We start from the raw sequence: 22,461 nt of genomic DNA, 5'->3' as shown, positions 1-22,461 counted from the left end.
CCCGGCGCGCCCAGGCAGGTCCACCGCCGATACCCCCACCGCGCGCTCATGACTGGCCTCCGGTCGGCACCGTGACCCGCTGCCCGTCGAACAGCGCGCCCGGACGCGGAACAAGGCCGTAGGCCGCCGCGTCATCGGCGGGCCGCCCGGACGGCCCGGCGATTGTTTGACGCAGGTGCACCGCTTTGGACATCTTCGGATGTAGCCCGATAAATCGCGGGATTCCACCGTCGGATCGCCGCGCCGCGGCCCGCCAAAGCCGCGGCTCCGCACCCGGCCCCTGGCTGATCAGCTCGCAGCCATAGCGCGGGTAGGTCGCGCCAAAGCCCGGCTCGCCGGGATAGATGAATTCCACCGGGCTGCGGTCGATCCCGGCAGCCTCGCGGCCGTCGATCACGTCCGCCGCAAACCCGGCAAAGAACCGGCGGTGCCTTTCCGACACGTATTCCTTGCCCGTCACGTGTTCGATCACCCGGCCGCTTTCATCCGTGCGGGTCATTTCGAACTCGGTGCGGAACAGCGGTTCGCCGTCGATCTCGATTTCGCCGACGATCCGGTCATAGCCGGTGATCCGCGTGCGGCCCTCCTGCGGCGACTCCTGGTAGAAATCGAAGGTGTCGACGCCGTTGGCGATCAGCTCGTCCACGTCGCCCGGATCGCCCGGCGGCGGCACGGTGCGCGTTTCTTCCGGATCGTCCGGCGGCCCGCTGGACACCCAGTGTGCCTTGTTGTCGATCCGGCTGGTGAAATAGGGACCGGCCTCGCCGAAATCGGTGCGGAATTGGTGCTCGGGGTCGATGGCGGGGCAGACATAATGATTGGTGACGACGCAGTTCTGCGCCTGCACCGTCAGGTAACTTTCGCAGCCCTCGGGCGGGGCAAAGCTGCCCTGTCCCGCCGCCGGCAACGCGCAGGCAAACGGCAGCAGGGCGGCCAGAGCCGCGCGCGCCGGGATGCCTGCTTTACCCTTCATCAACCTTTCGCCTCTCCCGGGTCAGCCGTGCTGACCTTGTTGGTCGTCCTGGCTGGGCCGCCTTTTGCCCGACAGGGCAGGCGGCCCGAATTTGTACAAAAAGACTTTTTTCGCGTACAAGACGTACCTTTTGTACAAACCTGCGGCTTACTCCGCCGCCACCGCCGCCTTGGTAGCAAAGTCCTGAAGCACCGCCTCGACGCAGTCGCGCCCGTCGCGGATCGCCCAGACCACCAGGCTCGCGCCGCGCACGATGTCGCCCACCGCGTAGACCCCCGGCAAGGCCGTGCGCCCGCTGGTGAATTCGGCCTTGATGGTGCCCCAGCGGGTCACTTCCAGCCCCTCGCAGCCCCACAGCGTCGGCAGCGGCTCGGGCTCAAAGCCCAGCGCCTTGATCACCAGGTCGGCGGCTTCCTCGTAGTCCGATCCTTCGATCACCTCGGGCCGCTGACGGCCCGTCGCGTCCGGCGCACCCAGCCGCATCTTCTCGACGATGACGCCGCTCACCGGATTTCCGGTGAATCCCTTGGGCGCGGTAAGCCATTCGAATTGCACGCCTTCTTCCTCGGCGTTCTGCACTTCGCGCTGGCTGCCCGGCATGTTGGCGCGGTCGCGGCGATAGAGGCATTTGACGCTGGTCGCGCCCTGCCGGATGGCGGTGCGCACGCAGTCCATGGCGGTGTCGCCGCCGCCGATCACCACCACCTTCTTGCCCTCGGCGTTCAGCTCGCCGCTTTCGAACTCGGGCACGCTGTCGCCAAAGTTGGCGGCGCGGTTGGAGGCGGTGAGGTAGTCGATGGCCCGCACGATGCCCTTGGCCCCGGCGCCCGGTCCGCCCAGGTCACGCGACTTGTAGACGCCGGTTGCGATGATGACCGCATCATGTTGTGCCCGGATCTCGTCGAACGACAAATCCTGCCCCACGGTGCAGTTCAGCACAAAGCGCACGCCGCTCTGCTCCAGCTGCTCGTTGCGGCGCAGCACCACGTCCTTTTCCAGCTTGAAGCCGGGGATGCCGTAGGTCAGCAGCCCGCCCGCGCGGTCGTAGCGGTCATAGACGGTGACCTGCACGCCGGCGCGGCGCAGCATGTCGGCGGCGGCCAGACCGCCGGGGCCGGCACCGATGATGCCGACGCTCTCGGTGCGCTCGCGCGCCGGGACGATCGGTTTGACCCAGCCCTTTTCCCAAGCGGTATCAGTGATGTACTTCTCGACCGAGCCGATGGTCACGGTGCCGTGGCCCGACTTCTCGATCACGCAGTTGCCCTCGCACAGCCGGTCCTGCGGGCAGATGCGGCCGCAGATCTCGGGGAAGGTGTTGGTGGCCTGGCTGACCTCGTAGGCCTCTTCCAGCCGCCCCATGGCGGTCAGACGCAGCCAGTCGGGGATGTTGTTGTGCAGCGGGCAATGGCTCTGGCAATAGGGCACGCCGCACTGGCTGCACCGCGCGGCTTGCTCCTCGGCCTTCGCCTTCGCATACTCGGCGTAGATCTCGTGGAAATCGGTCCGGCGCAGGTCGGCCCCGCGCTTCTCCGGCATCTCCCGGCCCACCGTCACGAACTTCAGCATCGGCTGCTTTGCCATTCCTCAACCCTTTGCAGGTACATTCTCAGGTCCCGATTTGCATACATAAGGTCAAAAGGGAATAAAAGTCATACATACTGACATATAAGTCGATTTCTTGCGTGGACCTCCTGTTAAAATCACCTTTGGCGTGAAATATTAGGGCGCAAACCGGACCTAATTACATCCTTTCGCTGAGGAAACAGGGGGTTATACCTACCCGCACACGCAACCCCGGACCCCTTCCATGCCCCTGACCCAGCTCCTGATTCTCGCCCTGATCCAAGGGGTTACCGAGTTCCTTCCCATTTCTTCCTCCGGGCACCTGATTCTCTTGCCGAATCTGACCGGGATGCAGGACCAGGGGCAGGTGATCGACGTGGCGGTCCACATCGGCACGCTCTTCGCCGTCATCCTCTACTTCTGGACCGACGTGCGCGGCGCCGCCACCGGCACGCTGCGCCTCGCCACCGGGCGGGCCGACACGCCGGGGGCAAAGCTGGCCGTCCTGCTGCTGATCGCGACGCTTCCGGTCATTGTGGCCGGCCTCGCGCTCAAGCTGACGGGGCTGGACGATGCGCTGCGCTCGGTCGCGGTGATCGGCTGGACGATGATCATCTTCGGTCTTGTGCTCTACTGGGCCGACACGCGCGGCGCGCAGGTCAAGACGGACAGCGACTGGCGCATCCGCGACGCGCTGGTCATGGGCCTGTGGCAGGCGGTCGCGCTGATTCCCGGCACCTCGCGGTCGGGCATCACCATCACCGCCGCGCGCCACCTGGGCTATGCCCGCCACGACGCGGCCAAACTGTCGATGCTGATGTCGATCCCGACGATCATCGCCTCGGGCACGCTGCTGGGGATCGAGGTCGCCGCCACCGCCGATGCGCAGGCCGCGCGCGACGGCGCCATCGCCGCCGCGCTGGCCTTCCTCTCGGCGCTCGGCGCGCTCTGGCTGATGATGCGCTTGCTGCGCTCGGTCAGCTTCACGCCCTACGTGATCTACAGGGTGGTCCTCGGCACCATCCTGCTCTGGATCGCCTACGCCTGACCCCGCGCCGCGCCCGGGTTTCTTCTCTGGATAAATACCCCCGGGGGAGGCGCGCATCGCGCGACGGGGGCGGCGCCCCCTACACCCGATGATACGGCGCCCCCGCCAGGATCGACGCGGCGCGGTACAGCTGTTCGGCCAGCATCGCCCGCACCAGCATGTGCGGCCAGACCATCGGGCCGAACGACATCAGGTCCTGCGCCTCGGCGCTCAAACCGGGGTCGATCCCGTCCGCCCCGCCGATCAGCAGCGCCAGGTCCTGCGCCCCGCCATCGCGCCAGCCGGCCAGTTTCTCCGAGAACTCGGGCGAGGACCACAGCTGTCCCCGCTCGTCCAGCGCGCAGACCCGCGCACCCTGCGGGATGGCGCGGCGCAGCAGCGCCGCCTCTGCCGCCATGCCGCCGCCCTTGCGGTCCTCGACCTCGATCACCTGCGCCGGGCCAAGCCCCATAGCCCGGCCGGTTCGGTCGAACCGTGTCAGGTAGTCGTCCAGCAGCGCCTTTTCCGGCCCCTTGCGGAGCCGGCCGACGACGCAGAGATGCAGGCGCATGTCAGACCTTGAGGGTCCCCAGAGGTGCCCACATCTTTTCCAGCTGGTAGAACTCGCGCACTTCCGGGCGGAAGACATGGACCACCACGTCGCCCGCGTCGATCAGCACCCAGTCCCCGGTGTCCTTGCCCTCGAGGGTCGAGAGAAGGCCGTGGTCATGCTTGAGTCCGTCAGCCACCTTTTCCGACAACGCCGCCACCTGCCGCGAAGAGCGGCCCGAGGCGATGACCATGTAGTCGCAGACAGAGGACTTGCCGCGCAGGTCGATCTGCACGATATCTTCGGCCTTGTTGTCGGAGAGGATTTCGAGCACCGCCGCGAGAGTGCTCTCAGCGTTCGGTCCGCTCTGTGTCACGGCCGGGTAGCCCCGGCCCTGTTCCGCGGCATGTGCCGCAAGTGTCGTAGAAGACAGGGTCGTCTCCTCCTTCTGTGTGATGCGCCAAAGCCAGCCCATGGCGCGCGGGCCTGTCTCCAAGATAGCACCGGAAATGTAAATTCTCAATGGCGCGGCCCGGTGCCACAGCCCCCCACGCGGCAGATTGCCTGTGAACAGACCAAAATGGCCCTGCGTCGCCCCGTCCCGGGCCTGCCCCGGGACCTCCACGTCGCCCCGGACAGCGACTCAGGCGCCGTAGGGCACCCAGACCGTCTTGACCTCGGTCGCCTGCTCCAGGAACGCGCGTCCCGCGCCCTCCGGCCCGGTCCAGTCGCGCGCCAGCCCGTCGTTGACCCAGGTCCGCTTGAGGTTGCCCGCAGCACCCCGCTCGATCACCTGCGCCAGGTCGGTCGAGGAGAAGGACCAGACCGCGTCCACGTCCAGGTGCGCCGCCAGCGTGGGCGCCAGCTCGGCATGAGAGCCGGTCAGGATGTTGACCACCCCGCCCGGCACGTCCGAGGTTTCCAGCACCTGGGTGAACTCCAGCGCCGCCAGCGGAAAGGGTTCGGAGGCGACCAGCACCACCCGGTTGCCCATGGCGATGGCCGGGCCCATGAGTGACACCAGCCCCAGCAGCGGCGCCTCGTCGGCGCAGAGCGCGCCGATCACGCCGCAGGGTTCGTTCATCGCCAGCGCCACGCCGCGCAGCGGGACCGCGCGGACCGCGCCGTCGAACTTGTCCGCCCAGGCGGCCCAGGTGAACAGCCGGTCGACGCAGGCCGCGACCTCGGCCGCGCCGCCCGACCCGCCGGTCTGCCGATCGATCCCGGCGGCGAACTCCGCCGCGCGCGCCGACAGGTTTTCGCCGATGTAGTACAGGACCTGCGCGCGGTTGTGCGCCGTGGCCCTGGCCCAGCCGCCCGCGCCGCGCGCCGCCTCCACCGCGTTGCGGATGTCCTTGCGGTTGGCGATCGGCGCCTGTCCGATCAGCGCGCCCGCCGTGTCATACACGTTGCGGGCATAGCCGCCGTCGGGGCGCGCCTGCTTGCCGCCGATATACAGCTTGGCGGTGCGGTCCACCGGCTGCGGCTCGGCCGCGTCGCCGGAAAACGGCTCGACCGGGGTCAGCGGCCGGGCCTCGCCGGTGGCGCGGGTGTAGGCGCGCAGCCCCTCCCAGCCGCCCTCGCGGCCAAAGCCGCTTTCCCGCAGCCCGCCAAAGCCTGCGGCAGCGTCGAACATGTTGGTGCCGTTCACCCAGATCACCCCCGCCGCCAGCTGTGGCGCCACGTCCAGCGCGGTGTTGATGTTCTCCGACCAGACGCTGGCCGCCAGCCCGTAACGCGTGTTGTTGGCCAGATCCACCGCCTCGGCGGGCGTGCGGAAGGTGGTCGAGACCAGCACCGGGCCAAAGATCTCTTCCTGCATCAGCGGCGAGGCTGCCGAGAGGCCGGTGATCAGCGTCGGCGGGTAGAAACAGCCCTCGGGCAGGTCGCAGTTGGCGCGGTAGACGGTGCCCTCGGCCCCGGCCACCAGCGACTCGATCCGCCGCAGCTGCTCGGGGTCGACGATGGCGCCCACGTCGATGCACTTGTCCAGCGGGTCGCCGATGCGCAGCTTGTCCATCCGTGCTTTCAGCCGGGTGTGGAACTCCTCCGCGATGCCCTCCTGCACCAGCAGGCGGGAGCCGGCGCAACAGACCTGCCCCTGGTTGAACCAGATCGCATCCACCAGCCCCTCGACCGCGCTGTCGATGTCGGCGTCCTCGAAGACGACGTAGGGCGACTTGCCGCCCAGCTCCAGCGTCAGCGCGATGCCGCGCCCCGCCGTCGCCTGGCGGATCCGGCGGCCCACCTCGGTCGAGCCGGTAAAGGCGATCTTGTCCACGTCGGCCTTGACGATCCTCTCGCCCACGGCGCCGTCGCCGGTGACGATGTTGACCACCCCCTTGGGCAGTCCCGCCTGGCGGCAGATATCTGCAAACAGGAGTGCCGTCAGCGAGGTCCATTCGGCCGGTTTCAGCACCACGCAGTTGCCGGTGGCCAGCGCCGGGGCGACCTTCCACGCCAGCATCAGCAGGGGAAAGTTCCACGGGATGATCTGGCCGCAGACCCCGTGCGCCTGCTGGCCGGGCAGTTCGGTGTCCATCAGCTGCGCCATCCCGGCGTGGTAATAGAAATGCCGCTGCGCCAGCGGCACGTCGATGTCGCGGCTTTCGCGGATCGGCTTGCCGTTGTCGAGCGTCTCCAGCACCGCGAACAGCCGCGCGTGTTTCTGCAACAGCCGCGCCAGCGCGTAGAGGTGGCGCGCGCGGCCCGGACCGCCCAGCGCCTCCCATCCCGGCTGCGCCGCGCGGGCGGCGGCAACGGCTGCATCCACGTCGCCTTGCGTCGCCTGCGTCAGGGTTGCCAGCACTTCGCCGGAGGCCGGGTTGCGGCTGTCGAAACCTTCGCCCGGCTCGGTAAAGGCGCCGTCGATGAAATGGCCAAAGCGCGAGCCCTGGTCGACGATCCAGGCCAGCGCATCGCCGGCGCTTTCGGGGGCGGGACCGTAGTCCATGGTCTCGAAGATCTCCTTGATGGTCATCCCAGCGCTCCGATTTCCAAGTAGGCGACATAGGCCAGCCACAGGATGGCAAGGCCCCAGAACAGTTTCTCGATCCGCCCGGTGCGGCGGTGAACGGCGACATAGGGTTCGAGGTCGGGCGTCACCTCGTCGGGCGGCAGGTAGGTCGGGCCTTCGCCCAGCTGGCGTTGCAGCCTGGTGGGCAGGTCGCGCACCGCACGCCGGATGCGGCGCTGGCGCCAGCTTTTTGCCCCCATCACGAGGAAGGCGGACACCATCAGCAGGGTATACTCGGGTTTCATCGGTCTTGCTTTTCTCGCGCCAGTGTCGGTCCCGGGACTTTGCCGCCTGCGGCAAGGCCCAACTCAGGCCATGGCATGGCGCCACGACGCCGAATAGGCCCCGGTCACGTGGTGTTCCAGCTGCCGCTCGATATCACCCAGCAGCGACGACGCGCCAAAGCGGAACAGATCGGGCCGCAGCCAGCGGTCGCCCAGTTCCTCCTTGATGAGCGACAGGTAGACCAGCGCATCCTTGGCCTTGGAGATGCCGCCCGCGGGTTTGTAGCCCACGCGGTAGCCGCTGCGCTGGTGGTATTCGCGGATCGCACGGACCATCACCAGGCTGACGGGCAGGGTGGCGTTGACGCTTTCCTTGCCTGTCGAGGTCTTGATGAAATCCGCCCCCGCCATCATGCAGACCAGAGAGGCGCGCGCGACGTTCTGCAAGGTGCCCAGTTCCCCGGTGGCCAGGATCGCCTTGATATGCGCCTCGCCGCAGGCGGCGCGAAAGCTGCGCATCTCGTCGTAGAGGCCCTGCCAGTCCCCGGTCAGCACCAGCCGGCGCGAGATCACGATGTCGATCTCCTGCGCCCCGGCGCGGACGCTTTCCTCGATCTCGGCCACGCGCAGAGGGAACGGCGACAGCCCCGCCGGAAAGCCGGTCGAGACGGCGGCCACCGGAATGCCCGACCCGCGCAGCGCGGCGACGGCCGGCGCGATCATGTCGTGGTAGACGCAGACCGCGCCCACGGTCAGCCCTTCCAGCCCCAGCGCCTCCAGCAGGTCGGGGCGCACAGGCTGGCGCGCCTTGGCGCACAGCCGCGCGACGCGGCCGGGCGTGTCATCGCCCGCCAGCGTGGTCAGGTCGATGCAGGAAATGGCGCGCGCCAGCCAGGCGGCCTGATACTCCTTCTTGACCGAGCGTCGCCCCGGCAGCGTGGCGCAGCGCCGTTCGATCGCCGAGCGGTTGGCGCGGGCGGCACGGACCCAGTCCATGTCCAGCGCCTTCCCCGGATTGCGCGCCTCGTGCAGCTGCGGCAGATGTGCGGTCGCTGTTCGCTCTGCGATGGTGCTCACCGGATCCTCCCCATATGCCTGCCCTGCAACCTGCCCCCGCGCGCCGGGGTTTTCAAGCGGAACGCAGAGGAAACCCAGCGCCGTGCGGGTCGGCGACACTTGCCCCGGACCTGAGCCGCCTGCCCCTCTGACGTGACGTAGACCGTGACAAGGTCAAACCGATCATGTGAGGTGCCGGGCACAGTCCGGGAGGCTTTCATGACCGATTATCCGCATTTGCTGCGCCCGCTCGACCTTGGGTTCACCACGCTGAAGAACCGCGTGCTGATGGGGTCGATGCACACCAACCTCGAAGAGCGGGGCGACTGGAACCGGGTGGCCGAGTTCTACGCCACGCGGGCGCGCGGCGATGTCGGGCTGATGGTTACGGGCGGCATGGCGCCGAACCGCGAAGGCGGGGTGTTCCCCGGGGCGGCGGGGCTGTTCACGCCGCAGGACATCGCCAATCATCGCGTGGTGACGGAGCGCGTGCACGACGCGGGCGGCAAGATCGCCATGCAGATCCTGCACGCCGGACGCTATGCCTATGGCAAGGAATGCGTCGCCCCCTCGCCCATAAAATCGCCGATCTCGCCCTTTCCGCCGCGCGAGCTGGACGAGGAGGGCATCGAAAAGCAGATTGCCGACATTGCCACCTCGGCCGCGCGGGCGCGCGAGGCCGGGTATGACGGTGTCGAGGTCATGGGCTCCGAGGGCTATTTCCTCAACCAGTTTCTGGTCGCCCACACCAACAAGCGCACCGACCGCTGGGGCGGCAGTTACGAGAACCGGATGCGCCTGCCGGTCGAGGTGGTGCGCCGGGTTCGCGCCGCTGTGGGCGCGGATTTCATCGTCATCTACCGGCTGTCGATGATCGACCTGGTGCCCGACGGATCCACCTTTGACGAGGTGGTGACGCTGGCGCAGGCCATCGAGGCGGCGGGGGCCAGCATCCTCAACACCGGCATCGGCTGGCACGAGGCGCGGATCCCGACCATCGCCACCTCTGTCCCGCGCGCGGCCTTTGCCTGGGTGACGAAAAAGCTGATGGGCAAGGTGGCCATTCCGCTGATCACCTCCAACCGGATCAACACTCCCGAGGTGGCCGAAGAGGTGCTGGCCAGCGGCTGCGCCGACATGGTCAGCCTGGCGCGGCCCTTTCTGGCCGACCCGGATTTCGTCGCCAAGGCGGCGCGTGGACAATCCCACCTGATTGCGCCCTGTATCGCCTGCAACCAGGCCTGCCTGGACCATACCTTTGCCGGCAAGGTGTCCAGTTGCCTGGTGAACCCCAGGGCCGGGTTCGAGACGGAACTGGTGGTGGAAAAGACGGCTGCGCCACGCCGCGTCGCGGTGGTCGGGGCGGGGCCGGCGGGCCTGTCTGCGGCGATCACGGCGGCGGAGCGCGGGCATAGCGTGACGCTGTTCGACAAGGCTGCCGAGATCGGCGGCCAGCTGAACATGGCCAAGCGGGTGCCGGGCAAGGAAGAGTTCCACGGGCTGGTGGACTGGTTCGCCGCCAAGCTCGCCGAGACGGGCGTCGAACAGCGCCTTGGCGCCGAGGCTGCGCCCGAAGCGCTTGAGGGTTTTGACGCGGTGATCGTGGCGACCGGCGTCCTGCCGCGCGATCCGGGCATTCCCGGGCAGGATCACCCCTCGGTCAAGGGCTATGTCGACGTGCTGCGCCACGGCGCCGAGGTCGGCAAGCGGGTGGTGATCGTCGGCGCGGGAGGCATCGGCTTTGACGTGGCCGAGTTCCTGGTGACCGAGGACAGCCCGACCGAGAGCCTGCCCGACTGGATGCGCGAATGGGGTGTGGCGGACCCCTCCGAGGTGCGCTCGGGTCTTGCGCCCGAGGGGCCGCAACCCGATGAAGCCGTCCGCGACGTGGTGCTGTTGCAGCGCAAGGCGGAACGGCCGGGCAAGCGGCTGGGCAAGACCACCGGCTGGATCCACCGCGCGGCGCTGAAGATGAAGGGGGTCGAGATGCGCGGCGGCGTGAACTACGAGCGGATCGACGATGCCGGCTTGCACGTCAGTTACGGCGAGGCGCGCGAGCGTCCCGAGGTGATTGCCTGCGATACGATCGTGCTGTGCGCCGGGCAGGTGAGCGAACGGTCTCTGGCCGACACGCTGATCGCCAAGGGGATCGAGACCCATGTCATCGGCGGCGCGGACGTGGCCGCCGAACTGGACGCGAAACGCGCCATCGACCAGGGCGTGAGGCTGGCGGCGGCGTTGTGAACGGCGGCGACGGCGGGTGACGCTCGTCCCGGCCCTTGGCCGGAACATCGCCCCACCCACCGTCCCTTCAGGCTCCGGTTTATTCCGTCACGGTGATGGTGATCACCTCGGACACGACCGGCGGGTTGTGCGGGACGTGGTTCTGGTCCCCCATCAGCAGTTGCAGCGTGTGGGTGCCCGGCTCCAGCCCCAGCGTGATCTCGGTCTGGCCGCCGCCGAAATGGCGGTGGTTGTCGTCGCCGGGAATGCCGGTTTCGAGGATGTCGGCATCCTCGGGGCCGTCCCCGAAGGGCGCGCGGTCCACCAGCAGGTGATGGTGGCCGGTGTGTTCCTTGTCGATGCCGGCGGGGGCGACGCCCATGCCGCTCAGGCCGAACTGCACGGTGACCGGGCTGGTCAGCGTGGCGCCATCGGCCGGGCTGATGAAGTAGACCGCGGCGCCTTCGGGCGCGGGGGTATCGCCGGCCAGCGCCGCAATCGGCGCAAGCGCCAGCGCGGTGGCGAGGGTCAGGCTGCGGACAATCATGTGTTTCCTCCCGGTTTGATGTGGTCTCAAGTCGCGTGTCATCAATCCTGCGAGCCTACACCCGGGACTGGCCGTCACCAAACGCAATCCGTTTCCGCAACGCCGACAGCCTTGGCGAATACCCATCAATTGTCGCCTCCCCGCCCAAGTTGCGCCCCAGTTGGTGGACATACCAAGGGCGACAGTAAGAGTTGCATGGAGACCGTAGATGGACCGTCTGACCGAAATGGAGGCTTTCGCCACCGTCGTTGACCAGGGAGGGTTCACGGATGCCGCGAAAAAGATGGGAATCTCCAAGTCGGCGGTCTCCAAACATGTGTCCTCGCTCGAGGCGCGGCTGGGCGCGCGCCTGCTGAACCGCACCACGCGACGCGTCTCGCCCACCGAGATCGGGCTGGCCTACTATGACCGCGCGCGCCGCGTGCTGAACGATGCGGGCGAGGCCGACGCGCTTGTGACCTCGATGCAATCCGCGCCCTCGGGGCTGCTGCGCATCTCGGTCGCCACGGACTTCGGCGTCAATCACCTGAGTCCCGTTTTGGGCGACTTCCTCGCCGAGTTCCCGGACATCACCGTGAACATGGTGCTGAACAATCGCTACGTCGAGCTGATCTCGGAAGGCTTCGACATGGCGGTGCGGATCGGCGAGCTGGAGGATTCCACCCTGCGCGCGCGCAAGCTGACCGACACCACCAAGCGGATGATCGCCTCGCCGTCGTATTTCCAGAAGTTCGGGCGCCCGGGGCGGATCGACGATCTGAACGAACACAAGCTGTTGCATTATTCCAACCAGGCCTCGGGCAACGTGTGGAAGCTGACCGCGCCTTCGGGCGAAAAGCGGCAGGTGCGCACGGCGGGCTGGCTGACGGTGAACGACGGACAGTCGCTGCTGAACGCCTGCATCGCGGGGCTGGGGATCGCCTACCTGCCGTCCTACCTCTACCACGAGGCGATGACGCAGGGGCTGGTCGAGGATGCGATTCCGGACCTGCCGGTCGAGACGCAGGGCATCTACGCGGTCTATCCGCCGGGCCGGTTCACCCAGCCCAAGGTGCGCGCCTTCATCGACTTCCTGGTCCATGCCTTTGCCGACAAGGGGCCGCAGGTCTGGTAAGGCTTGCACGTCCGGCCTCCCCGCAGCAGGGGCACAACACATCTGCGCCCCGGGCAAGTCCCGGGGCGTTTGCGTGTCCTGTGGGCGGTTGCGCTGCCAGGGGCATGCCTGTTCCGGGCGCACGCTTTCCCGCTCCGGCGCTCCTGTGGTAGCGTTGGCCGCTGCCATTTCGCACGGAGACATCTATGACACGCCATTTGTCAGCCGGTCTGGTCGGCCTTGCCCTGGGGTTTCTCGCTCTCGCCGACGCGGGCCTGGCGCAGCAGGACCGCAGCGCGGAATTCGCGCGGATCTCGGTGGCGGCGACCCTGACCGGTGACCGCCAGGCCGCCATCGTCGCGGCCCTGCGCGGCCTGCCTTCGGATCCGAGGGACGAGGATTTCGAGACCTTCGGCGCGGCGCATGACGCGCTGTTTCGCGCGGTCGCGTCGCGCATCGTCAGGGTCGATCGGTCCGGGTTCCAGCACTATGCGGTCAATGCGACCGGCGACCGGGCCGTGATCGGGCCTGCGAACGGTCCCGAGGACGGCTCGGGGCAGGCGCCGCCCTACGTGCTGCTCGATCCGCGCGACGGCACCGAGATCGCGGAGCTTGTCACCTGGGACGTGCCGATGAGCCTGGTCTACGGCCCCGGTCTGCCGCCGGCCTTTTCGCCGAAGGGGGACCTGGTTGCCCTCTGGGATATGGATGAGGGGGCAGCCCTGCTGTTCGACACGGCGGACGGGCGGCCGCATCCGTCACTGCCGGGCGGCGGGCAGCCGGGCGGCCTCATCGGGTTTTCCCCGGACGGCTCGCGGCTGGCCGCCGCCGCGGGGGATGCGCTGCTGGTCTGGGACCTGGCCACCCGCGAACGGCTGGCGAGCCCCTGGCCCGGCAGTCTCCCGCTCGGGTCTTCTGCGGCATGGGCCGCGGACGGCAGCCTGGTCGTCGCCCGCCCGGAATTCGCGAACTACGAGATCGTCGCCGTCTCGCTCGACCGATACGCCGAGAGCGGCCCCGAGGGCGCGGTCCGGTTCGAGGTTTCCGGCCCTGCGCTCGACCTGCTCGCCTCTCCGGCGGGACAGGAGCTGCTGGTCCTGGTCGGGGATCACCAGTTCGTCGCCAACCCGGCGACCGGCACCGCCCTGCGCATCGGCCCGGCGGGCGACTCGTTCTGGCGGTTCACGCGGGGCGGCAAAGCCGTCGCCACGATGGTCGCCTCGGGCATGATGGCGTCGCTGTTAAACCGCGGGCCGAGGACATTCGATCTGCGCGTCAAAAGCCTCGCCGGCGCGGATCTGGCCGCCGAACGTCGCGACTGGGTGGTGTTCGACCAGCATCCCGTCGCTCCGGACGGCGCGACCCTCGGTCTGGGCGCCGTCCGCCCGTACAGCTATCGCGGACAGGACGTGCCCGAAGGGCGCGCGCTCTACGATGCGGTGTGGCTGGACCTGCCACAGGCAATCCGGGACGAGATCGACGCGGACCGTGTTGCCCGGTGATGCCCTGGCGCGGCGGCGGCACCGTCATTCCGTCGAGATCAGCACCGCCTCGACCCTCCGGTTGGCCTCGCGGCCTTCTGGGGTGAGGTTGCTGGCCACCGGCGACAGGTAGCCCGCCCCTTCGGCGCCAAGCTGCGCCGCAGGGATGCCGTGCCGCGTACGCAGGTAGGTGACGGCAGCCTCGGCCCGGCGCTGCGACACGGTGCGGTTGGCCTCCAGCGATCCGGTGGCGTCGGTATGGCCGACGAACAGCACCTGCCGCGCCGGGTTCGCGGCGAGGTAGGCGGCGATGGCGTCCAGCGAGGCGACCGGACCCTCGCCCAGCGAGGTGGAGCCCGAGGTGAACACCAGGTCGCGCAGGACCACGTGGCCCTGGGTTTCCAGCCGGGCGGCGATGTCGCCGCCGTCGGCCGGCGTGGGCGGCGGCTCTTGCGCCGTCTGCCTCGCCGCGGGGGCGGGCATCGCGGCGCCGGCGGCGCTGCCGGCGCGGATGACCTGGAGATAGCCCTGCCGGGAATCGCGGCTGGCCAGGATCGAGACCGCGCCGCCATCCGGCGCGCGGGCCGACACAAAGTGAAAGTCGGTGAGGTTCACGAACATTTCCGGCGCCGGCAGCACCAGCGTGGCAAAGCGGAAATCGAAGCTGCCGCAGGTCCGCGCGCGGCAATCCAGCAGCACCTCGTAGCCATCGGCGACAAAGGCGTCGCGCAGCGGCTGGACTAGCTGGAACGGTGTCGCGGTGTTGCCGGGGATGTGCCAGGCGGCCACCTCGACCCGGCCTTCGACCCGGTCCACCGGCACTCGGCCGTTCGCCCAGGGGCCAGTGGGCAATGCGTAGGCACCGGGGTCCTGCACGGTGGCAAAGCTCTGGACCGCTCCGGCCGGCAGGCTCAGTTCGGCCGCCACTGCCGGGCCGGCGCAGAGCGCCAGCACAAGGCAGAGCCGGTTATCGCGCCTGCGCGTGATAGGCGTCATTGGGCCGCATGTCGGTGGCGCTGGCGACACGGTTCGTCATGTTGAAAAAGCCCACCACGTTGGCGATGTCCCAGATGTCACGATCCGAGAAACCGGCGTCGCGCAGCGCCTCGCGGTCATATTCGGCGATCTCGGACGAGGATTTGGTCATCTTCTCGGCGAAGGAAAGCATCGACCGGTGCCGGTGGCTCAGGTCGGCCACGCGCCAGTTCATCACCAGCATCTCGCCCAGCTCCGGGTCGCCGGACAGCTGGCGCACCGCCGCGCCATGCGCCGTCAGGCAGTAATAGCAGCGGTTGATCGACGAGACGACCACCGCGATCATCTCGCGCTCCAGCTTGCTGAGGCGGCTGTCGGCCAGCATCAGCTCGTTGTACATGGCGGTGAAGGCATCCAGCTTGGCGATGTCGAAGGCGTAGGCCTTCAGCACGTTGGGCACCATGCCCAGCTTGTCCTGGCAGATGTCGAAGTATTTCTGCGTGGCCTCGGGCAGAGGGTCGACCATCGGCAGGTTGAGCGCTGTGGGCAGGTCCTTGGTCACGTGTCCTCGCTGGTGTCGGTCGCGTCGGTGTCGAGCATCCGGTAATGGTAGTGCCCGATGACCTCCATGTTCAATGCGGCGTAGAGCGCGCCCGCCGCGCTGTTGTCGGTGGTGGCGGCGACCGCGATGCGCGTTGCCCCCTGCCGCGCGGCCCAAATCGCGGCGCAGCGCATCATCCAGCCGCCCAGGCCCTTTTGCCGGTGCTCGGGCAGGATGGTCATGGCATGCACCATGGCGGTCCCGTCGTGGATGGCGCAAAAGCCCGCCCCGGCGGGCTTGTCCGACACGCGGCCTAGAAGGCCGGTCTTCGGCTTGGCGGCCCGCTCCATCACCCGCTGCCGCGCCGGGCCGATGCCGCCCTCGGCCCAGAGTTCGCGCATGATGGCCAGCGGCTCCCAGATGGCAAAGGCGGTCACGCGCGGCAGCCTGAGGTCGGTCAGCCGGCCGATCGGCGCCGCCCAAAGCTGGACCGGGTCGACCTTGTCATAGCCGCGCGCCTCCAGGGCGGAGTCGAGCGTTTCTTCGTCCGGACGGATCATGAACAGCGGCGACTGCCCCATCAGGCGCATGGCCTCCTCGGCGGCGGAAAGATCGTCGTCGTCCCAGGCGCCCTCGGCGGTGGCCGCCGACACACGCTTGCCCCCTCCACGGCCCTCGCGCAGGGTCCACGGACCGGCCTTGACCCGGGCGGCTGAGGGCCAGGTGGCGTCGAGCGCCTCGAAATATGCGGTCAGTCGGCTGGACATCTGCGGGCCAAGGTTGCGCTCATGAGGCCCGTTATGGCCTCTCGCCCCCGGCCTGTCCATGCGTTCCGCGCACCCTGCGGCGCGGGCGGTCAGGCCTGCTGCTGCAACGCCTCGGGGAACAGCGTGGCCAGTTCCGAGATGGCGGCATCCACCTGCGCGCCATCGGTGCCGCGCACTACCACGTTTGCGCCAAAGACGCCGTTGCGCTGGAACGGGTAGGACCCGATGGACAGGTCCGGATAGCGGTCGGCCAGCGCGCCCAGCGGGCCGGCGATGTCGCCTTCGCCCCGGTCGATGCGCAGGCTCTGCGACAGCAGCGGCCGGCCGCCGGTCATCGTCGGCAGCACGCTGGACACCATGGCCTGGAACACCGAGGGCACGCCCGCCATGACATGCACGTTGCCCAGGGTGAAACCCGGCGCGCCGGAGACCGGGTTCTCGATTAGCGTGGCGCCGTCGGGAATGCGCGCCATGCGCAGGCGGGCCTCGTTCAGCTCGGTGCCCATGCGGTCATAGCGCGCCTGGAGGATGGCGCGGGCGTCGTCGCGCACCGAGATCGCCACGCCAAAGGCCTCGGCCACGCAGGGCGCGGTGATGTCGTCATGCGTCGGCCCGATCCCGCCCGAGGTTACCACGTGGTCATAGGCGTGGCGCAGCGCGTTGAGGGCTGTGACGATGGCCTCCCGCTTGTCCGAGACGATGCGCACCTCCTGCAGGTCGATGCCGTGCCGGGTGAACTCCTGCGCGAGGTAGTGCATGTTGGAATCGCGCGTGCGGCCTGACAGGATCTCGTCCCCGATGACCAGCATGGCGGCGGTGGGATTGGGCATGGGTCTGGCTCCTTGGCGCCTGCGTCGCGCTACGGTATAGGCCCGGCCCATGCAGTTTCAAACCCCTCTCGTCCCGGCCCGCCTGGTCCGCCGCTACAAACGCTTTCTCGCCGACTGCCTGCTGGAGGACGGGCGCGAGGTGGTGGCCCACGTGGCCAACCCGGGCTCGATGCTGGGGCTGGCGGACGAGGACCAGCGCATCTGGCTGGAGCCGAACGAAGATCCGAGGAAAAAGCTGAAATGGGCCTGGCGGCTGGTGGAACATCCCGGCGGGCATTTCACCGGCGTCGACACCGGCGTGCCCAACCGGGTGCTGAAAGCGGCGCTGACGGCGGGGCAGGTCGCCGGGCTGGACGGCTATGACCACGTGCGCCCGGAAGTGAAATACGGCGAAAACAGCCGCATCGATTTCCTGCTCTCGGGCGGCGGCAGGCCGGATTGCTACGTCGAGGTGAAATCGGTGACGTTGTCGCGCACCCCGGGTCTGGCCGAATTCCCCGACAGCGTGACCGCGCGCGGCACCAAGCACCTGGCCGAACTCGCCGCGATGGCAGGGCAAGGCCACCGCGCCGTGATGCTGTACCTGGTGCAGCGGACGGACTGCCAGTCGGTGACCCTGGCGGCGGACATCGACCCTGCTTACGCCCAAGGCTATGCCGCCGCGCGCGACAGCGGCGTCGAGGCCCTGGCCCTCGCCTGCCACATCTCGCCCGAGGGGATCACGCTCGGCGCCCCGCTTCCCCTGCAACCGCCTTCAGCTTCTTCTGGCTGAAAATACCTCGGGGGAGCCCCGGACTAGATCCGGGGCGGGGGCAGCGCCCCCCGCAAAAAAAGAACGGGGGCAAAGCCCCCGTCCATTCGATCTACCTGGAGGCCGGCTCAGACCTTGAGGTTCGGGATGATCTGCTTCTTGCGGCTCATGATGCCGGGCAGCACCACGGTGTCGCCCGAGACAGTCGCGCCAAAGCTCTTCTCGGCCACGGTCTTCACCAGGTCGTTCGGCACCAGCAGGGTGGCCTGCTCGTTCAGGATGTCGACCACGAACAGCAGCACCTGGTCGGCGCCGTCTTCCTTGGCCACGTCCACCATCGACGCCATCAGGCTGTCCTTGCGGTCCAGGATCATCTGCGGCGCGGTGGTTTCCAGCACGGAGACGCGGAATTCCTTGCCGTCGACGGTGTATTCCTTGGAGTCCATGCGCAGCAGCTCGGCATCGGAGAAACTCGAGACGTCGGACTTGGCGGCGAACATCTGCGCGGCATAGGCCGGGATGTCGATGCCCAGGTCGGCGGCCAGCTTCTGCGCCACGGCCTTGTCATGCGCCGTGGTGGTGGGCGAGCGGAACTCCAGCGTGTCGGACAGGATGCAGGTCAGCGCCGCGCCCTTGATCGCCTCGGGCATCCCGGCGGCGTCGTCGCCCATCAGGTCGACCATGATGGTGGCGGTGCAGGCCAGCGGGCGCACGGTGATGTCGATCGGCCCCTTGGTTTCCAGCCCGCCGACCAGCTTGTGGTGGTCGATGATGCCGCGGATGTCGGCCTTGTTGATCGAGGCGGGCAGCTCGGCCGGGTTGTTGGTGTCGACGATGACCACCGGCGCGCCCTCGGCCACGTCCTGGATGATCGCCGGCTTGTCCAGCTTCCAGTGGTCCAGCATGAAGGCGGCCTCGGTGTTGGGCTCGCCCAGCAGGACGGGCTCGGCGGCCTCGCCTTTCACTTCGGTAAGATACCAGGCCCAGATGATCGGGCTGCCGGTGCTGTCGGTGTCGGGGGACTTGTGGCCGAAAACCTGCGTGGTCATGGGAATCCTCTCGGGTCGATGAAGTGCGATTTCGCGCGCTCATAGCCCCCGCCGCAGGGGTTGTCACCCCGTAGGCCAGGGGGTGCGACCTTGGCGACCTGTCCCGAAACCTTGGCGATCCCGCCATGAGCGGTCTGCCGCCCGAGGCCCCGCCACCGGCATCTTTCCGGGATTGTATCCCGTCACGCCATCCCCGACAGTCACCCGCGATGAAAACCATGCTCTCCCGGATCGCCGGCATCCTGCTGCTCGGCGCGCTCTGTTCCCCCGCGGTTGCGGACCAGACCACCCTTGTCCTGCGCCTGACCGGCCTCAAGCTGGGGACGCTGGCCTATGCCGACGATGTCGGACCGTCGCGCTACGCGGCACGGATGCGTTTTACCACGGGCGGCTTTGCCGGGTTGCTCTCCAGCGTGTCCTTCGATGCCCGGGCCCAGGGGCGCAGGACCTCGGGCGGGACGGTGTCGCCGACGAAATACCGCGAGGAAAGCCTGCGCGACGGCGAACGCGAAGTGACCGAGATCGCCTGGCGCGGGAAAGCGCCCGACATCACCGTCGAGACGCCACCCCAGCCGGATCGGCTCGATCCCCGGCAGGCGGTCGGCAGCGTCGACCTGATGACCGGAATGCACATGCTCCTGCGCGCGATCCCGCCCGAGCAGGCCTGCAAGCTGGACGTGACGACCTATGACGGCAAGCGGCTGATGCGCCTCACGCTGGTCAAGGCGGCGCCGGATCGCGCGGGCCGCCCGACCTGCAAGGGGACGTTCAACCGGCTGAAAGGGGTGGCGCCCAAGGGGATGTTCGACACCATGTTCGCCGAGTTCGACATGACGTACCAGGCCCTGCCGGATGGCCGGCTGAGGGTCGACCGGATGGTGCTGCGGACGCCGGTCGGCCGGGCCGTCCTCGCAGTCGAATGAACGGCGCCACGCGTCACCGTGGCAAAGGGGTCGCGCCCTTGTTGTAGGGTGTCCAGTCGGTAATTTCCGGGTAATACCGCTTGCGCCAGGCCCGGACGCGCCGGTTCATCACCTTCTTCCACAGCGGCGGGATCATCGCCGCCACGGTCATCACCGGGTAGCCATAGGGCAGCTGCGGCGCGTCCTCTTCGGAATGGTTCTGCAACAGCGGAAAGCGGCGGTCGGGCTTGTAGTGGTGGTCCGAATGGCGTTGCAGGTTGATCAGCAGCCAGTTCGACGCCTTGTGCGCCGCGTTCCAGCTGTGGCGCGGCAGGACGTGTTCGTACTGGCCGTTGCCCAGGTGCTTGCGCGTCAGCCCGTAGTGTTCGACATAGTTCACCAGCTCCAACTGCCAGATCGCCACCCCGGCCTGCACCAGGAACAGCGCCAGCCCGGCCCAGCCACCGACCGCCAGCGCCAGCGCCAGCATCAGCGCCTGCATCGTCCAATAGCGCCAGAACGGGTTCGACAGGTGATGCCAGGGCAGCCCCCTGCGCGCCAGCATGGCCTTTTCGGCGGCAAAGCTGGATGCGAGGCTTTGGCGCAGCACGCGCGGGTAGAAGCGGTGGAAGCCCTCGTTGTAGCGCGCCGTCACCGGGTCGCGCGGGGTGCCGACGTAGCGGTGATGTACCAGCAGGTGCTCGGACCGGAAGTGGGAATAGAGCACCATGGCCAGCAGCAGGTCGCCCAGCCATCGCTCGGCCCGGCTTTTCTGATGCATCAGCTCATGGCTGTAGTTGATGCCCACCGTCCCGGTCATCACGCCCACGCCGAAAAAGACGCCGAATTTCTCCAGCGCCGACAGGTCCGCGCCGCTGACGTACCAGATCAGCGTGTAGAGGTTGACGAATTGCAGCGGCACCCAGGCGGCGGTGATGATCTTGTACCAGCGCAGGTCGCCCTCGGGCGTGGCGGGATCGGCGTTCTCCAGGTTCAGCCCCAGCACCGCGTCCAGCGCCGAGAACAGGTACCAGGTGGCGGCGATCGGCAGCAGCACCCACCAGCCCCCGGCCAGCGCCGCGACCCAGACCAGCGGAATCAGCCCGTAGGACAGGTAAAAGGGCAGGGCGGCAGAGGGGCGGGAAAGCTGGGCTGCGGTGATCATCGCGGGACTCCGAACTGTGACCGGGGGCCTGGGGTCAGGGTTTGCCAGAGCCTGCCACCGGCGCGGACCGCCCGCCATGCGCCAGGTCAAAGGCCTTGCGCATCACGGTTGGCAGATCGGCGGGGCGAAACTCGGGCGATTCGATGAATTCTCCGCGGCCGGGGGTGCGCTCCATCGGCACCAGTGCGGTCCTGACCGTAAGCCGCAGGTGGAAATGGGTGAAGGTGTGGCGCGCTTCCTCGTTCAGCGTCTTCCATTCGGCGCGGATCGGCGGGTCTTCGGCGGGCGGCTCCTCGGACCACACCGAGCCGGGCCAGCCCAGCATCCCGCCCAGCAGCCCCTTGTCCGGGCGGCGCTCCAGCAGCCAGGCGCCATCGACACGGCGCGCGAGGTAGGCGATGCCCAGGCGCGTGGGCTTGCGCTTTTTCGGCGCCTTCTTTGGCAACTCGGCGGCGGTGCCGTTGGTCCAGGCAGCACAAGCACCACGCCAGGGGCAGAGGCCGCAGGCGGGCCGCCTGGGCGTGCAGATCGTGGCGCCCAGGTCCATCACCGCCTGGGCGTAGCAGCCGGGCCGCTCCTGCGGTGTCAGGCGCGCGGCATAGGCAGTCAGCACCGGCTTGGCGGCGGGCAGGGGCGTGTGGTCGTCGAAGATCCGCGCCATGACCCGCTCGACGTTGCCGTCGACCACGGTTTCCGGCGCGTCGAAGGCGATGGCCGAGAGCGCGGCGGCGGTATACGGCCCCACCCCCGGCAGGGTCAGCAACGTGGCGTGATCGTCGGGAAAGACGCCGCCATGATCGGCGACCACCGCGCGGGCGCATTTCTGCAGGTTGCGGGCGCGGGCGTAGTAGCCGAGGCCCGCCCAGGCCGCCATGACCTCCTCATCGGGCGCGGCGGCCAGCGCCGCAATCGTGGGCCAGCGCGTCGTGAAGGCGTGGAAATAGTCGCGCACCGCGGCGACGGTGGTCTGTTGCAGCATGATTTCGGACAGCCAGACGCGGTAGGGGTCCGGCAGGATGCCCTGCGCGCGGTCGCGCGGGCTCACCCGCCAGGGCAGGGCGCGGGCGTGGCGGTCGTACCAGTCAAGCAGCGCCTCGGCGCGCGGCAGGTCGTTCGGCTCATCACGCAAGGGTGAAACTCCGTGTCGGAAGGGGGCTGGCGCCGCCCCGCGGTGCCACTAGAATAGCGTCGCGGCAAGGGAGTCAAACGTGGCACGGCGCACGACCTCGACATACGGGTTTTCCCAGGCGTCCAAGCTGGTGCAGGGACGCATCCGCCAGGCGGCGGAGGGACGGGGATTCGCCCAGACCCGCGTGCTGACCCACTGGGACGAGATCGCCGGCGCCGACATCGCCCGGATCGCCCGCCCGGTCGAGGTGAGCTATTCCAAGGGCGGTTTCGGCGGCACCCTGACGCTGCTGACCACGGGCGCGATGGCCCCGGTGGTCGAGATGCGGCGCGAGGAGATCCGCGCGCGGATCAATGCCGTCTACGGCTATAACGCGATTTCGCGGGTGCGGGTGACGCAGACCGCGGCGACAGGATTTTCCGAGGGGCAGGTCGACTTTCAGCACCGCCCCAAGGCGCGGGCCGAAACGGCGCCGCGCCCCGAGGTTGTCGCCAAGGCGCGCACCGTGGCAGAGGGTGTCGGCGACGCCGATCTGCGCGCGGCGCTTGAACGTCTGGCGACAAACGTCATATCGAAGACGCGCCGGGAGTGATCCC

The 22,461-nt window shown here is 68.5% G+C and carries 22 protein-coding genes; 7 read left to right on the top strand and 15 right to left on the bottom strand.

Annotated elements, in window-relative coordinates; all coding sequences use genetic code 11:
- Window positions 1-46: 46 nt before the first annotated feature.
- Together MAA8898_RS11045 and MAA8898_RS11040 are read right to left on the bottom strand one after the other, a co-directional pair.
- Window positions 47-973: a hypothetical protein gene (locus tag MAA8898_RS11045; protein ID WP_094021070.1), complete on the bottom strand. Its 927-nt coding sequence runs from the start codon at window positions 971-973 to the stop codon at window positions 47-49.
- 147 nt (window positions 974-1,120) lie between these two features.
- The gene (locus tag MAA8898_RS11040) at window positions 1,121-2,557 is read right to left on the bottom strand and encodes an NAD(P)-dependent oxidoreductase (protein WP_094021069.1); all 1,437 of its coding nucleotides are present in this window, start codon (window positions 2,555-2,557) and stop codon (window positions 1,121-1,123) included.
- Between the two features lie 226 nt (window positions 2,558-2,783).
- Here MAA8898_RS11040 and MAA8898_RS11035 point away from each other — a divergent pair, with 226 nt between their 5' ends.
- On the top strand, window positions 2,784-3,587 hold the full coding sequence (locus MAA8898_RS11035; protein ID WP_094021068.1) for an undecaprenyl-diphosphate phosphatase: 804 nt from the start codon (window positions 2,784-2,786) through the stop codon (window positions 3,585-3,587).
- A 79-nt stretch (window positions 3,588-3,666) separates the two neighbouring features.
- On the opposite strand, the gene rlmH is transcribed toward MAA8898_RS11035, so the two are convergent.
- The 5 genes from rlmH to deoC all read right to left on the bottom strand — a co-directional run bounded on the left by rlmH (window position 3,667) and on the right by deoC (window position 8,433).
- Window positions 3,667-4,137, bottom strand: a complete 471-nt coding sequence (gene rlmH, locus MAA8898_RS11030; RefSeq protein ID WP_094021067.1) for a 23S rRNA (pseudouridine(1915)-N(3))-methyltransferase RlmH — start codon at window positions 4,135-4,137, stop codon at window positions 3,667-3,669.
- A gap of 1 nt (window position 4,138) precedes the next feature.
- The gene (gene rsfS, locus MAA8898_RS11025) at window positions 4,139-4,591 is read right to left on the bottom strand and encodes a ribosome silencing factor (RefSeq protein WP_094021066.1); all 453 of its coding nucleotides are present in this window, start codon (window positions 4,589-4,591) and stop codon (window positions 4,139-4,141) included.
- Window positions 4,592-4,759: 168 nt separating this feature from the next.
- Window positions 4,760-7,096 (bottom strand): aldehyde dehydrogenase family protein, encoded by a 2,337-nt coding sequence (locus MAA8898_RS11020; RefSeq protein WP_094021065.1) that lies wholly within the window; start codon window positions 7,094-7,096, stop codon window positions 4,760-4,762.
- Window positions 7,093-7,377, bottom strand: a complete 285-nt coding sequence (locus MAA8898_RS11015) for a hypothetical protein (RefSeq protein WP_094021064.1) — start codon at window positions 7,375-7,377, stop codon at window positions 7,093-7,095. The genes MAA8898_RS11020 and MAA8898_RS11015 overlap by 4 nt, the downstream gene beginning before the upstream one ends.
- A gap of 63 nt (window positions 7,378-7,440) precedes the next feature.
- Window positions 7,441-8,433: a deoxyribose-phosphate aldolase gene (gene deoC, locus MAA8898_RS11010; RefSeq protein WP_245853362.1), complete on the bottom strand. Its 993-nt coding sequence runs from the start codon at window positions 8,431-8,433 to the stop codon at window positions 7,441-7,443.
- Between the two features lie 198 nt (window positions 8,434-8,631).
- On the opposite strand from deoC, the gene MAA8898_RS11005 reads away from it, so the two are divergent.
- A complete protein-coding gene (locus MAA8898_RS11005) occupies window positions 8,632-10,656 on the top strand; it encodes an NADPH-dependent 2,4-dienoyl-CoA reductase (RefSeq protein WP_094021063.1) in 2,025 nt (674 codons plus the stop codon).
- Window positions 10,657-10,735: 79 nt separating this feature from the next.
- Here MAA8898_RS11005 and MAA8898_RS11000 read toward each other — a convergent pair whose 3' ends face one another.
- Window positions 10,736-11,182: a DUF4399 domain-containing protein gene (locus MAA8898_RS11000; RefSeq protein WP_094021062.1), complete on the bottom strand. Its 447-nt coding sequence runs from the start codon at window positions 11,180-11,182 to the stop codon at window positions 10,736-10,738.
- A gap of 208 nt (window positions 11,183-11,390) precedes the next feature.
- Here MAA8898_RS11000 and MAA8898_RS10995 point away from each other — a divergent pair, with 208 nt between their 5' ends.
- The gene (locus tag MAA8898_RS10995; RefSeq protein WP_094021061.1) at window positions 11,391-12,296 is read left to right on the top strand and encodes a LysR family transcriptional regulator; all 906 of its coding nucleotides are present in this window, start codon (window positions 11,391-11,393) and stop codon (window positions 12,294-12,296) included.
- Between the two features lie 185 nt (window positions 12,297-12,481).
- Entirely contained in the window at window positions 12,482-13,777 is a 1,296-nt protein-coding gene (locus tag MAA8898_RS10990) for a WD40 repeat domain-containing protein (RefSeq protein ID WP_094021060.1), read from the top strand.
- Window positions 13,778-13,801: 24 nt separating this feature from the next.
- Here the strand turns inward: MAA8898_RS10990 and MAA8898_RS10985 are convergent, their stop codons facing one another.
- The 4 genes from MAA8898_RS10985 to MAA8898_RS10970 form a co-directional block, all read right to left on the bottom strand.
- Window positions 13,802-14,752 carry an OmpA family protein gene (locus MAA8898_RS10985; RefSeq protein WP_094021059.1) on the bottom strand — a complete coding sequence of 317 codons (951 nt, stop codon included), beginning with the start codon at window positions 14,750-14,752 and terminating at the stop codon, window positions 13,802-13,804.
- Window positions 14,724-15,293 carry a peroxidase-related enzyme gene (locus tag MAA8898_RS10980; protein WP_094021058.1) on the bottom strand — a complete coding sequence of 190 codons (570 nt, stop codon included), beginning with the start codon at window positions 15,291-15,293 and terminating at the stop codon, window positions 14,724-14,726. The genes MAA8898_RS10985 and MAA8898_RS10980 overlap by 29 nt, the downstream gene beginning before the upstream one ends.
- Window positions 15,290-16,039, bottom strand: coding sequence for a GNAT family N-acetyltransferase (locus MAA8898_RS10975; protein ID WP_094021057.1), 750 nt, complete (start codon window positions 16,037-16,039; stop codon window positions 15,290-15,292). Before MAA8898_RS10975 ends, MAA8898_RS10980 begins: the two co-directional genes overlap by 4 nt.
- An 89-nt stretch (window positions 16,040-16,128) precedes the next feature.
- Window positions 16,129-16,869, bottom strand: coding sequence for a competence/damage-inducible protein A (locus tag MAA8898_RS10970; RefSeq protein ID WP_094021056.1), 741 nt, complete (start codon window positions 16,867-16,869; stop codon window positions 16,129-16,131).
- Window positions 16,870-16,918: 49 nt separating this feature from the next.
- Between MAA8898_RS10970 and sfsA the strand changes: the two genes are divergently transcribed.
- Entirely contained in the window at window positions 16,919-17,641 is a 723-nt protein-coding gene (gene sfsA / locus MAA8898_RS10965; RefSeq protein ID WP_094021055.1) for a DNA/RNA nuclease SfsA, read from the top strand.
- 107 nt (window positions 17,642-17,748) lie between these two features.
- Here sfsA and MAA8898_RS10960 read toward each other — a convergent pair whose 3' ends face one another.
- Window positions 17,749-18,669: a manganese-dependent inorganic pyrophosphatase gene (locus MAA8898_RS10960; protein ID WP_094021054.1), complete on the bottom strand. Its 921-nt coding sequence runs from the start codon at window positions 18,667-18,669 to the stop codon at window positions 17,749-17,751.
- Window positions 18,670-18,878: 209 nt separating this feature from the next.
- Between MAA8898_RS10960 and MAA8898_RS10955 the strand changes: the two genes are divergently transcribed.
- The gene (locus tag MAA8898_RS10955) at window positions 18,879-19,592 is read left to right on the top strand and encodes a DUF3108 domain-containing protein (protein ID WP_176445128.1); all 714 of its coding nucleotides are present in this window, start codon (window positions 18,879-18,881) and stop codon (window positions 19,590-19,592) included.
- A gap of 13 nt (window positions 19,593-19,605) precedes the next feature.
- On the opposite strand, the gene MAA8898_RS10950 is transcribed toward MAA8898_RS10955, so the two are convergent.
- Together MAA8898_RS10950 and mutY are read right to left on the bottom strand one after the other, a co-directional pair.
- Window positions 19,606-20,736 (bottom strand): alkane 1-monooxygenase, encoded by a 1,131-nt coding sequence (locus tag MAA8898_RS10950; protein WP_094021052.1) that lies wholly within the window; start codon window positions 20,734-20,736, stop codon window positions 19,606-19,608.
- Between the two features lie 34 nt (window positions 20,737-20,770).
- Window positions 20,771-21,865 carry an A/G-specific adenine glycosylase gene (gene mutY / locus MAA8898_RS10945; RefSeq protein WP_245853361.1) on the bottom strand — a complete coding sequence of 365 codons (1,095 nt, stop codon included), beginning with the start codon at window positions 21,863-21,865 and terminating at the stop codon, window positions 20,771-20,773.
- Between the two features lie 79 nt (window positions 21,866-21,944).
- Between mutY and MAA8898_RS10940 the strand changes: the two genes are divergently transcribed.
- Window positions 21,945-22,457, top strand: coding sequence for a DUF721 domain-containing protein (locus MAA8898_RS10940; RefSeq protein ID WP_094021051.1), 513 nt, complete (start codon window positions 21,945-21,947; stop codon window positions 22,455-22,457).
- The last annotated feature ends 4 nt before the right edge of the window (window positions 22,458-22,461 follow it).

Origin of the sequence: Antarctobacter aquimaris, assembly GCF_900184945.1 — a bacterium.
Classification (GTDB): Bacteria; Pseudomonadota; Alphaproteobacteria; order Rhodobacterales; family Rhodobacteraceae; genus Maliponia; species Maliponia aquimaris.
This window is presented reverse-complemented; position numbering and strand designations above follow the sequence as displayed.